This is a genomic window from Amphibacillus marinus, assembly GCF_900110345.1.
Classification (GTDB): domain Bacteria; phylum Bacillota; class Bacilli; order Bacillales; family Amphibacillaceae; genus Amphibacillus_D; species Amphibacillus_D marinus.
Map to the genome: position 1 here is coordinate 515,198 of NZ_FODJ01000001.1, position 12,410 is coordinate 527,607.

The window sequence follows — 12,410 nt, forward strand, 5'->3', positions numbered from 1 at the left end:
AGCGTTGATTCAGTACATATTTGTATTACTTCAGCGAAAAAGAGCCACTCCCACTTGAGAGGCTTCGGACACGTACTATCCCCGCAGAATAAGGAAAACGACGAAAGCAATACATTATCTCGTGCGAAAAATAGATGTTTATTCTCAAAGTGTCAGCTCTTGTTTGCTTTCGCCTAATCTTGAGAAATTATCTCACTAACACTATTTGATATACAACCATTAAAAATAAAAAAGCACTAGCTATATCATTAACTTTAAAATAACAAAGTTAATGATATGACTAGTGCTACTATTCTCACTTACTATAATTATTTTCTTCTATTGCGGTTCCGTAAGAATGTTGGAATATCTAACGTATCCTCTTCTTGACGAAATGTTTCTTGCTCAGGCGCTTCTTTAGCGCTCTCTCTTCTTACATTTGATTGACTACTAGCTTGGTTATTTGGTACAGCGCGATTTCTTTGCTGATTAGCATTACTCTTCGTATCATCAAATCCTGTTGCAATAACGGTTACAACGATTTCTTCTTTTAACTCTTCATTAATGACTGAACCGAAAATAACATTAACCTCTTGATCAGCAGCTGATGTGACAATATCGGCAGCCTCCTGAACTTCATAAAGACTAAGATTACCACCACCAGTAATATTCATAAGCACTCCCCGTGCACCATCGATAGATGTTTCAAGTAGAGGGGATGAAATAGCTTTCTTGGCGGCCTCAGTAGCGCGATTCTCACCTGTTGCTACGCCAATGCCCATCAATGCTGAACCCTTGTCCGACATAATTGTTTTTACATCAGCAAAATCGACATTAATTAATCCTGGCGTCGCAATTAAATCCGAAATACCTTGTACACCTTGACGTAAAACATTATCTGCTTCCCTAAATGCTTCAAGCATTGGTGTATTTTTATCAATAATTTCTAGTAAGCGGTCATTTGGTATGACAATTAATGTATCAACATTCTCTTTTAAGCCATCAATTCCAACTACAGCCTGTGTTGAACGCTTACGCCCTTCAAACATAAACGGACGTGTGACAACGCCGACTGTTAAAGCGCCAATTTCCTTGGCAACTTGAGCGATAACAGGTGCTGCACCAGTCCCTGTTCCTCCACCCATACCAGCTGTTACAAAAATCATATCAGCGCCTTGTAACGCCTCTTCTAATTGTTCCTTACTTTCTTCAGCAGCCTTACGTCCAACCTCTGGATTTGCTCCAGCGCCTAAGCCTCTAGTAAGCTTTGTTCCTAGCTGAATTTTCACTTCAGCCTTAGATAAATTAAGAGCTTGCGCATCGGTGTTTACAGCAATAAATTCTACACCCTGCACGCCGTGCTCAATCATTCGATTTACAGCGTTGTTCCCACCGCCGCCAACTCCGATAACTTTTATAGTTGCCAATTGGTCTAATTCAGTATCAAACTCTAACATGTAAGTTCCTCCTATAAATGACAATATTGCACAAACGTCATGAAAAAATGCTCAGACGACTGAAGTTTTTGCAAAAATCTAATCAAAGAAATATTTAAATAGATTAGCAACATTTGATTCTTTTTTTTCTTTTTTCACTTTTACTGGTTTACTTTTTTCTCTTTGTACTTTTGGTTTTGACGATTTTTTTGAGGTATTTTCATTGAAAAATTCTAACTCACTAACTGCTTCTTCAAACTGTTTCCCTTGAATTTTTGCATTTTTATGAGAGAATTTTAAAATGCCTATTCCTGAAGTAAATTGTGGTTCACGTACACCTATGTAATCCGGAATAGCAACACGCACATTTGCATGGTAAAGATCTTGAGCTAGCTCTAACGCACCTGGCATACTCAAGCAACCACCGGTTAAGACGAAACCACCTGGCAAATCAGAGTATCCCATTTTACGTAGTTCTCTTGCAACATAAGTAAAGATTTCTTCTAATCTAGCTTCTATTATATCAGCTAAATCAACCTGATTGAAAGTAAATTGTTGATCGGTTCCAATTGCGGTAACTTGGAACTGCTCATCTTCTCTTGCATCTGGATAAAAAGCATGCCCATATTTAACTTTTACAGCATCTGCTTCCTCTGAGCTTGTCTTTAAACCAATCGATATATCTTTAGAGATATTGTCGCCGCCTAAAGGGATGACGCGTGTTGCAGCTAAGTGAGCATTCTCAAAGACAGATAAAGTCGTACAGCCACCGCCAACATCAATTAAAGCAACGCCTAACTCCTTTTCATCATCTGACAAGGCAATAGAACCAGATGCTAACGGCTGTAAGCAAATATCAATAACTTCAAGATCAGCTCTCTCTACACATTTTAAAATATTATGTAACATCGTTCTTGAACAGGTAATAATGGTTCCTTCCATCTCAAGTCGGACCCCGATCATTCCGCGGGGATCATTAATTTCATCTAATCCATCGACAATAAATTGCTTTGGAATGACATCAATAATCTCTCTTTCAGGAGGAATAGACATAACTTGTGCTGCATCAATTACCCGCTTCACATCTTCATCACCAATTTCACGATTTTCACTTGCTACTGCAACAATACCTTGACAGGGCTGAAGTTGAATATGGTTACCGTTTACACCTACAATAACACGATCTATTTTCATATCAACCATTCGCTCTGCTTGCTCAACCGCTAAACGAATCGAGTGTACCGTTTGATCAATATCAACGATAGCGCCCTTCTTCAATCCATTGGATTTCGCAGTTCCTACACCAATGATGTTGAGCGAGTCAGATAGTACTTCACCAATAATCACTTTAATTTTCGATGTACCTATATCCAAGCTGACCAAAATTTCATTGTTGTTCAATCTGAAGGCACCTCCTAATCTATAACATCAATATTTAAAAGCCAGTTACTAAATAATTAAGGCCACTGTTCAAAAATCTAATTCTTCTTATTATATCATTTTTTTGCTAGTCATTTAATACTATATTTCTAACTATCCAATAATTACATTATTCCACACTGGTCAGGACTTTCCCTTTATTTTCTCATTTTTTTTTGAATTTTTTCCTGACGTAAATCAAACAAAAACCGCCTAATTCCAGCGATATTCTGGAAAATTCGCAATCCAAACGCAAAAACCGCGGCTAAGTATAGATCTACCCCTAATTGGTCGCCGATAAACGTCAAAATTACTGCACAAACGATATTAAAGAAAAAACCACTAATAAAAACATGTTGATTAAATTTCTTTTCAAAATGAGCCCGAATACCCCCAAGCAATGTATCAAAAGCAGCTAGTATGGCAATTGATAAATAGTTAGAATAATAATCAGGTATTGACAAATTAGTTAGAAAGCCTAACGCCAGGCCAATAAGTAAAAATAAAAAAGGCAACCACATTATTCATCACCCGCCCCATTCTCTTCAATCACGCTTAAAAGATCCAATTTGTATTGATCTTGAAAGGCTGGCAACTCAACTTCTCCGTCACTATCAATAATTAAACTTAGCCCATGCAGAGCAAATTCATTTTTAGATGGACTTACTTCCATATAATTCAACAATCGCTCTGGATCATTAGCAATAACCTTAATTGTGAGTGGTGGTTTAGCTAATGGGCGTTGATTCATGTATATTTGATCACCAACTTCTCTGATCGCCGTATGCGTAACGAGTCGTTCATTACCAACAGCTATTGCTTCAGCACCATATGCATTTAGTTCATTTAACAGCCGTTGAATTAACTCTGCCATAATCCTGCCATCTGGAATACCGGCTTCGCTTCGCTCTAGTAATAACTCAATTGAAATACCAGCGCCACGTCGTACTGTCATACCGGCTTCTTCTTTAAGGTGATCAACTGAGTTGACTAATGTACTTAATTGCTGTTGCTCTGATGATGATACATAGTCAAACCTTGCTTCAATTAACACATTTAACTCAGCTTGTAAAGCTTGTTGGCGCTGCTGCTCAATTTGCAGTTGCGATCTGATTTCCCATGCATCTCTTGTATCTCGCACTTCAATATCATCATGTGAATTAAAGTAGAGCACGATCATAAAACCAATAATTGCAATCGCCAATGAAAACAAGAGTTTATTTGCTTTCGACATATCATTCACTTATTAACCCATCCTTGCGTTCATTTGAATGTTAGACTTCTTCCCGATTTCAATTTCAATTTGATCATTTACCAGAATATCAATGACGCCACCCGATAATTCAAGGCTTTCCTGTAACGTTTCCTGATTACCGATAGCTTCAATAACAAATGGTGCCGGATACTGATTACCGTCAATAGCAATAACAGGACCAATGCAGACAATATGGCTATCATGAAAAATTCGCTGTCCATTAATAGCAATTGCCTCAGCACCGGCACTATAGAGTTCATTAATCAGCATGTGAATATGGCGGTCATGAACGATATATTGATTAACATTTTCTTCAGTCGGAATAAAAGCACTGTCTTTTAATGAGACAAAAATGCCTGGTCCCTCCACTGGGAGCTCCCCAACTAAAGCCTGTAAATCTTTTTTTTCTAATACTAAATTGCCTAACACTTCAGTTTGGTCAGACAATTCATTTTCGAGCTGCAAAATATCGAATCTTGCTTGATCAATTTCATGTTGCAATTGATTATTATTTTCTTCGAATTGTATTAGCTGTTGCCTGTAATAGAACTCCTTTTCCCAGTCCGCGCTATCAATCTGGTCTTCGTTTAATAAAGCTTTTGTGTGCTGATAGCTAAAAGCGAGCATGAAACCGAAAAAAAGCATAACAAGCGCTAAAATAGTATGTTTACCCCTCAGTTTCATTTTCTTGTTCATCCTCGTTATTTTTTTGCTGGTCTAAATCTTGAAAAGAATTGAAGACAGCCCCACCTTCTCCGATTTGAATGACCCCTTTATTACTTGGGTCTAATTGACTTACAATCGATGGATAACTACTTAGGTTTTGACTGAAATTTCTAATACTAGTTTCCACCTCAAACCCATCTGTCATAAAAAGGCGTAGTTTAAGCGGGTTTGAGTCTGTTGGCGTAAGATGTATCTCAGAGATGTGATTATTAATAAACTCAGGTGACTTCGTTAACTGTTCCGTTAGTAATTCTAAGGCAGAGTCCTCACTAAATCCAAACAGCAGGGGTGCGTCTCCTTGCCAATCTATAATACGAAAGGAATCTAATAATCGACCATTTTCGAGCAATGGATAAAAAAATTCACCTTCACTTAAGTAGGCGACTTTATCCAATTCCTCTACTTCTATTTTAAAATTGTTTGGCAACTGTCTTACAACAGAAACCGACTTTATTTCATCGTGACGAAGAATGTTGCTTTCTATTTCACTAATTCTAACGCCCCAGACATTAACCTCAGAAGACAACTCACTATATGCAATAATCTCCTCTTCATCTATGTAATGTTGCCCTGATACATTTATTTCATTAATAAAGCTCAGCGGGGACTGTAAGTAGACCACAATAGAAATAAGCACAAAGAACAAGCAAACATAGAAAACGAGGCGACGATTTGTTTTTTTTCGGCGTGCTTGTTTTAATTTCGGAATCCGATCCTCTATCGAGACTACCTTTTGACTATCCATCTGTAATCTCCTTTTAAATTGACCTTTTCAAGTCTTAAATTCATTAAATCTAATTACCTAAATTATAGCATAACTTAACTAAAAAAGCCGATTCTTTTTATAAGTAAATAGCCACAATGTTGATCTAGGTCAATAAAACTATTACCATACCGTTATTATACTTTATTTCCTCTATTTAATGTCATTTAACTCAGGTAAAATGACTCATTTAGTGTAGATTAATTAGCTATGTAATCCATCTTCAAGGATACGAGAATCGGCCAAGTTAGGGATCAACATTGAGTATTAGATTGATTGGTTTACAAGCCATTCGTTGAGAGGTTCACCTTGGCTATACCTTTAGGTACATGCCTGTGAAGCTTGGCTTTATTTTATCCGGATGTTATTAGAGCTAAACAAAAAGAACCTCATATTAAAAAGAGATTCTAAGTGACTAATAATAGCAATGCCGACTAATGTTAAGCACGATTCCCATTGATGCTAACGTTAAAGTTAAAGATGAGCCACCATAGCTTAAAAAAGGTAGTGTAATACCGGTAACCGGAATTAAACCAATAACAACACTTATGTTGATAGCTACTTGCAAGCTGATCATCGCAACAATACCGATAGCGAGTAAAGCACCAAATTTATCAGGAGCACCCAGCGCTATTCGTACACCACGCCATAATAATAAAGAAAAGATAATCAAAACACCGGTCGCTCCAATGAAGCCAAGTTCTTCTGCAATGATGGCGAAGATAAAGTCATTATGTGGTTCCGGTAAATAGAAATACTTTTGTAAACTCTGGCCAAAGCCATTACCGAATAAGCCGCCTGGGCCAATTGCATAGAGTGACTGAATAATTTGGAAACCATTACCTAACGGGTCCTCCCACGGGTTTATAAAAGCAGTAATTCGATCAATCCGATAAGGGGCTGAAATAATTAGGCCAGCGAAGCCCGATATGCCAATAAATGCCAGAAAAACAAAATGTTTTATTTGCGCACCTGCTGCGAATAATAGCGTTAGACACGCTGCAACTAAAACAACACCGGTCCCTAAATCGGGTTGAAGCATAATTAAACCAAAGCAAAACATGACGAGCAGCAGTAACGGAGCAAACCCTTTAAAGAAGTGGGTAATCAGCTTTTGTCGATCTGAAATAACATCAGCTAAAAAGATTAAAAGTGCAAGCTTGATAAACTCTGCTGGTTGGATACTAAACGCACCTATTCCGATCCAACTCCTCGCCCCACCACGAACAAGGCCGACGCCTGGAATGAGAACCATAGCAAGCAAAATAAAACAGCTTAACAGAATCGGCTTAGCATATCGCCGCCATGAATGATATGGAATCCGGCTGACTCCTTGCATAGCGGCTAAACCAACAGTTGCAAATAAAAGCTGCCGTTTTGCAAAGTAAAAGTGATCATTAAAGCGGTAGCTCGCCCATATGCTTGATGCGCTATAAACCATTAAAACACCAATCACAACCAAGATGACAATACAGCAGGTTAGTAACCAATCTGCTTTTTGCTCTTTCTTCATCAAGACACGCCCTAACTATTATACGATTGACAATTGCTTGTCCGTATTACAGTTTATGCACGACGTCGATAAACATGTCTCCTCTGTCTTCAAATGTGCTGAATTGATCCCAGCTAGCACAGGCAGGAGATAGTAAAATAACATCTCCCTCGTCAGAAAATTGATAAGCCTGTTTAATCATTTGATCAAGCTGATCCCCTGTATTAATCACCGGCACGCTGGCTTTTTCACCAACCTCGGCAAGCTTGCTAGCTGTTTCACCATATAAGAACAAGCCCTTGACGTTAGTTAGAAACGGGATCAGTTCATCAAAACTATTCCCACGATCTAATCCGCCCGCAATTAGGATAACAGGCTGATTAAATGCAGTGATTGCCTTAGAACTTGCTAAAATATTAGTTGCTTTAGAATCATTGTAAAATAGCCTCCCCTGCTTTTCGGTGACATATTGCAGGCGATGTCTGACACCTTGAAAAGTGGTTAGTACTTCTTTAATTCCTTCATTTGAGGCATTAAGCAGCTTAGTCGCAGCAATACTAGCAAGGATATTCTCAAGATTATGATCGCCAACTAAGCGGATATCGGATCGAGAGATAATTCTTTCATTTTTAAAATATACGGTGGTTTCATCCACCCATGCCCCTTCTTGCATAGAGGTTGATACACTAAACGGGATCAGTTGTGCTGGCGATTGTTCCACTAGCTTTGACACTCTTTTATCATCTGCATTATAGACAAGGAAATCATCACTAGTTAATTGACGGAATATCTGAGCCTTTGCTTGCTGATAACCCTCAAAGCCGCCGTGATAATCGAGATGAGCTTCGAATAAGTTTAGCAAAACTGCAATTTTAGGCTTAAACAATTCTGTTCCCATTAGCTGAAAGGAAGACAATTCTAATACCAGGTGATCCTCTTCTGCCATTTTCTCAGCAACTTCAATCGCTGCACTGCCAATATTGCCAGCTACCTTTGTCGACTTGCCACTTTCTTTAAGCATATTGTATGTTAGCGTAGTCGTGGTCGTCTTCCCATTCGACCCTGTTATCGCAATAATTGGATTCTTAATTAAGTAGGTTAAGCATTCAATCTCCGTCCAGACTGGTAAGCCGGTTTGTTGCGCATGATTGATCATCATATTGCTATAGGGGATACCAGGGTTTTTAATAACGAGCTCTACCTCGTTCAGTAACTCCAGCGGGTGTTCACCTAGAACAACCCTTACCCCTTTAGCTACTAGGGACTGAACATCAGGTTGATCAGATGTTGCTTTTAAGTCATTAACAATAACAGATACACCATTGCGTTGCAAAACATTTGCTGCTGCAGTTCCGCTTTTCGCTAGTCCCAACACAAGAACACGCTGATATGGAAAATTAGTTAACTTATTCATTACAACCACACCTCAAGAAAGAGTCCGAGCATCGCTAAAATAAAACCTACAATCCAAAAACTCATGACAACACGCCATTCTGACCAGCCTTTAAGCTCATAATGATGATGAAGCGGACTCATCAAAAATACCCGCTTTCCTCTTGTTTTAAATGAAGCAACTTGAATCATAACAGATAATGTTTCCATAACGAATACACCACCAATAATAATCAGAAGTACTTCTAGCTTTAACAAAATAGCGATGGCAGCTAACGTACCACCTAATGCTAAAGAACCCGTATCACCCATAAATACCTTTGCTGGATGAGCATTAAACATAAGAAAGCCTAACAGCGCACCAACAATGGCCACCGAAAAGATAGCTGCCTCTAAGTGCGGGTGAACAGTCCATGCTAAAATACCAAAGGCACCGAATGCTAGTACCGCATTACCAGAAACCAATCCGTCTACACCATCTGTTAAATTGACCGCGTTCGATGTGCCAATAAGGATCACCACAACTAGAATAGGGTAGAGAAAACCAAGTTCTAGCTGCAAATCAGTCCCAGGAATCCCAAGCGTAGTAGGCAACGCTAATGTTCGTAAGATTAAGTAAAACAAAATGGCTATAAGCAATTGCCCTGCTAATTTTTGCTTAGATGTTAAGCCAAGGTTTCGTTTTAGAACAACCTTGATAAAATCGTCTAAAAAGCCAAGTAATCCATAACCTAATAGAACAACTAAGATTAATATCGTTTCGGTAGAGAAGAGGACTGCTGCTGTTCTATTCAGCATAATAAGAGCTGTCGTCACTATACTTAAAATAATCATTAGTCCACCCATTGTTGGTGTTCCGGCTTTCTTTAAATGCGACTGCGGCCCTTCCTCACGGATACTCTGACCAAATTTTAATCTAGTTAAAAAAGGGATAAAGATCGGACATGTAAGAACAGTTATTAGAAATGCAATTCCTACCGTTATAATTAGTAAATAGTCTTCCATAATAAATCCTCCTAAAATTAAGCTACTAATTAATTAATGTAATTAGTATTATCGTTCGATGAGCTCATTAATGATCTGCTCGAATTTCATACCTCGTGAAGCCTTAAAAAGTATGACTGTAGATGGATCCTGATTTGATTGTAAAAATTCAGCTACTTGATCATGAGTTAGAAAATGCTTAGATGGTACTGCTGTTTGTTGATGGATGTTAACGGCGTACTCGCCAAGCGTACAAACAAAATCAACTGTGTCTGGTATGTATTTCCCGATCTCCTCATGAAACGCTTTAGTTTGTTCTCCTAGCTCTAGCATGTCACCAAGCACTAATATTTTCTTATTATACATATTGAATTGACTAATAACATCTATTGCCCCCTTCATTGAAGTGGGTGAAGCATTATAAGCATCGTTAATAAGGCGCGCACCATGACTGGTTTTTAATTGTTCAAAGCGCATAGCTGTCTTTTCAATACTATTAAGACCTAATTGTATTTGCATATCTGTTAGATTTAAGTGATGGCCAACAACAATACTATATGTCGCATTTTTTGCATGATGCGCACCTACCAATGGAACTGTAAAAGAGAAGTCTCCAACTTCAAATAAAGTCTGATCATGGCAAACCTCCACATTTTTAATTGTGTAATGGTTACCTGCTTGAAAGCCTACTTTTATTATTTCTAACTGATCAACTTGATTAAGAAGTGCTTCGTCTCCATCATAGATCAATAGACCATTTTCATTAAGCCCGTCTACAATCTCAAGCTTCGCTTTGGCTATACCTGTTCGAGAGCCTAAATGCTCAATGTGTGACTCGCCAATATTGGTAATAATAGCAATATCAGGCTTTGCTAGCTTAGACAGGTATTCAATTTCACCAAAACCGCTCATCCCCATTTCTAGAATTAACACTTCCGTATTGCTTGGAGCAGCTAAAATAGTTAATGGCACACCAATATGATTATTTAGATTTCCGTTTGTACAATGGGTTTGAAAGTGCATGCGACAAACAGAAGCGACGAGGTCTTTTGTCGTCGTTTTTCCGTTAGAGCCTGTTATTGCAATTACTTTAGCTGCTAATCGCTGTAAATAGGATTCTGCTAGCTGTTGTAGGGCAATTAATGTATCCTCAACATAGAATAATGGGAATGTGTCAGTAAGTTCAGCCGGAACAGGTCTATCTTCTTGCCACAATGCAGCTACAGCTCCCTGCTTTCTAGCTGTCGTAATATAATCATGTCCATTAAACCGTTCTCCAACCAATGGGACAAATAATTTATTTGTCATCAATTCGCGCGTATCTGTGCTTACGCCCGTTATTGTTAGATCTTCAAAACCATAATCAGCATGATTGGTGAAGACCGATTTTAACAACTCAATTGTTAGCATATTTGATCATCTCCCTTCTTCACTTGCATTGTACCGCTTGTTTAATGCTTGACTAGCAATTTGATAATCATCAAAATCGATCGTCTGGTCAGCAATAATTTGATAGGTTTCATGCCCTTTTCCTGCTATCAAGACAACGTCGCCCACCTCAGCCATTGTAATGACATCTATAATCGCTTGTTCACGGTCAAGCTCAATTTTATAATTTGCTTTCTTCAGCCCTGTCTCCATATCAACAATGATCTGCATCGGATTCTCTGATCGAGGATTATCTGAGGTTAATATCATATAATCAGCATAGGTCTCACCAATTGCCGCCATTAATGGCCGTTTAGTCCGATCACGATCTCCACCACAGCCCACGACAAGATAAATCTTTCCTTCTACAAAGCTTTTAATCGTTGTTAGAACATTCTCAAGAGAGTCTGGTGTATGAGCGTAATCGATAATGACACCAAATGGCTGATTCCCTTTCACAGGTTCAAACCGTCCTCTCACACCCGTAATTTGCTCAATACTCTCTTTAATCGTGTTTAATTCTACTCCCGATAATGAAGCAGCGGTAGCAGCGGCAAGAATATTATAAATATTAAACTGACCCATTAACGGTGTTTTAATCTTTACAGTATCACCAAGCGCATGCATGGAAAAAGTTGACCCTGTTGATGACAGTACAATATCATCAGCATACACATCCGCCTCTTTCGTTAAACCATAAGTAATAACCGGTTGACTTGTTGCGTATATAAAATCATTAGCATATTGATCGTCATGATTAATAATTGCATACTTAGGCTTAGCCTGATTAATGCTATTACCTAACTGATAAAACAGCCGTTGCTTTGCTTTAACATAATCTTCAATACTACCATGAAAGTCCAGATGATCTTGACTTAGATTGGTGAATATAGCAAGATCAAAATCACAACCATTTACACGACCCAGCTCAAGTGCGTGTGAAGAAACCTCCATCATGCAATGGTCAATCTGTTGATCAACCATTTTCTTAAAGCTACTAAATAAATAGGATGGTTCAGGTGTCGTATTAGCAGTCGGATAAACGTGATCACCAATTTTCATTTGAATCGTTCCTATTAATGCGGTCTTTTTTTGCGCATATGTGAAAATAGTGTCGAGTAAGTATGTAATAGACGTCTTTCCATTCGTTCCTGTTACACCGATAAGATGGATATCATTTGTTGGAAAGTCAAAAAAAACATTAGCTAAATAGCTTAAGACCCGATTTGTATCTGCAACAAGGATAACAGGTACATCTGCAGATATCTCTTCCTCTGCTACAATCGCTACAGCTCCATTGCTAACTGCTTGATCGACAAAGCGATGACCATCAACTGTATACCCTTTTAAACAGATAAACAAATCACCTTGGTTAACCGCTCTTGAATCAACCTTTATTCCATGAATCTCAATATTACGATCACCAATTATACTGTAATTGAACTTTATCGTATCTAATAGTTGTTTTAAAGTTTTCATTTTCCAACCTCACTTTAACATTCTTTTAACAATTGCAACGCTATTATACTATATTCT

At 38.3% G+C, this 12,410-nt stretch carries 11 protein-coding genes; all 11 read right to left on the reverse strand.

Annotated features, from left to right (window positions below):
- Nucleotides 1-308: 308 nt before the first annotated feature.
- The gene (gene ftsZ / locus BM000_RS02520; RefSeq protein WP_091494477.1) at nt 309-1,436 is read right to left on the reverse strand and encodes a cell division protein FtsZ; all 1,128 of its coding nucleotides are present in this window, start codon (nt 1,434-1,436) and stop codon (nt 309-311) included.
- Between the two features lie 78 nt (nt 1,437-1,514).
- Nucleotides 1,515-2,816 (reverse strand): cell division protein FtsA, encoded by a 1,302-nt coding sequence (gene ftsA, locus BM000_RS02525; RefSeq protein WP_091494479.1) that lies wholly within the window; start codon nt 2,814-2,816, stop codon nt 1,515-1,517.
- Between the two features lie 176 nt (nt 2,817-2,992).
- Nucleotides 2,993-3,355 (reverse strand): small basic family protein, encoded by a 363-nt coding sequence (locus BM000_RS02530; protein WP_091494481.1) that lies wholly within the window; start codon nt 3,353-3,355, stop codon nt 2,993-2,995.
- Entirely contained in the window at nt 3,355-4,068 is a 714-nt protein-coding gene (locus BM000_RS02535) for a DUF881 domain-containing protein (protein WP_245751564.1), read from the reverse strand. The genes BM000_RS02530 and BM000_RS02535 overlap by 1 nt, the downstream gene beginning before the upstream one ends.
- Before the next feature lie 12 nt (nt 4,069-4,080).
- Nucleotides 4,081-4,773 carry a DUF881 domain-containing protein gene (locus BM000_RS02540; protein WP_091494485.1) on the reverse strand — a complete coding sequence of 231 codons (693 nt, stop codon included), beginning with the start codon at nt 4,771-4,773 and terminating at the stop codon, nt 4,081-4,083.
- The gene (locus BM000_RS02545; RefSeq protein ID WP_091494487.1) at nt 4,757-5,560 is read right to left on the reverse strand and encodes a cell division protein FtsQ/DivIB; all 804 of its coding nucleotides are present in this window, start codon (nt 5,558-5,560) and stop codon (nt 4,757-4,759) included. The genes BM000_RS02540 and BM000_RS02545 overlap by 17 nt, the downstream gene beginning before the upstream one ends.
- Before the next feature lie 433 nt (nt 5,561-5,993).
- Entirely contained in the window at nt 5,994-7,094 is a 1,101-nt protein-coding gene (gene spoVE / locus BM000_RS02550) for a stage V sporulation protein E (RefSeq protein WP_425425149.1), read from the reverse strand.
- 43 nt (nt 7,095-7,137) lie between these two features.
- Entirely contained in the window at nt 7,138-8,484 is a 1,347-nt protein-coding gene (murD, locus tag BM000_RS02555) for a UDP-N-acetylmuramoyl-L-alanine--D-glutamate ligase (protein WP_091494492.1), read from the reverse strand.
- Nucleotides 8,484-9,467, reverse strand: coding sequence for a phospho-N-acetylmuramoyl-pentapeptide-transferase (gene mraY / locus BM000_RS02560; protein WP_091494494.1), 984 nt, complete (start codon nt 9,465-9,467; stop codon nt 8,484-8,486). Before mraY ends, murD begins: the two co-directional genes overlap by 1 nt.
- Before the next feature lie 48 nt (nt 9,468-9,515).
- Nucleotides 9,516-10,856: a UDP-N-acetylmuramoyl-tripeptide--D-alanyl-D-alanine ligase gene (locus tag BM000_RS02565; RefSeq protein WP_091494504.1), complete on the reverse strand. Its 1,341-nt coding sequence runs from the start codon at nt 10,854-10,856 to the stop codon at nt 9,516-9,518.
- Between the two features lie 6 nt (nt 10,857-10,862).
- Nucleotides 10,863-12,353, reverse strand: a complete 1,491-nt coding sequence (locus BM000_RS02570) for a UDP-N-acetylmuramoyl-L-alanyl-D-glutamate--2,6-diaminopimelate ligase (protein WP_091494506.1) — start codon at nt 12,351-12,353, stop codon at nt 10,863-10,865.
- Between the last annotated feature and the right edge of the window lie 57 nt (nt 12,354-12,410).

Coding starts and splice junctions, on each gene's coding strand:
- BM000_RS02530 (WP_091494481.1), bottom strand. CDS start 3,355: ATGTGGTTGCCTTTTTTATTTTTACTTATTGGCCTGGCGTTAGGCTTT.
- murD (WP_091494492.1), bottom strand. CDS start 8,484: ATGAATAAGTTAACTAATTTTCCATATCAGCGTGTTCTTGTGTTGGGA.
- BM000_RS02535 (WP_245751564.1), bottom strand. CDS start 4,068: ATGTCGAAAGCAAATAAACTCTTGTTTTCATTGGCGATTGCAATTATT.
- BM000_RS02540 (WP_091494485.1), bottom strand. CDS start 4,773: ATGAAACTGAGGGGTAAACATACTATTTTAGCGCTTGTTATGCTTTTT.
- mraY (WP_091494494.1), bottom strand. CDS start 9,467: ATGGAAGACTATTTACTAATTATAACGGTAGGAATTGCATTTCTAATA.
- BM000_RS02570 (WP_091494506.1), bottom strand. CDS start 12,353: ATGAAAACTTTAAAACAACTATTAGATACGATAAAGTTCAATTACAGT.
- BM000_RS02545 (WP_091494487.1), bottom strand. CDS start 5,560: ATGGATAGTCAAAAGGTAGTCTCGATAGAGGATCGGATTCCGAAATTA.
- BM000_RS02565 (WP_091494504.1), bottom strand. CDS start 10,856: ATGCTAACAATTGAGTTGTTAAAATCGGTCTTCACCAATCATGCTGAT.
- ftsZ (WP_091494477.1), bottom strand. CDS start 1,436: ATGTTAGAGTTTGATACTGAATTAGACCAATTGGCAACTATAAAAGTT.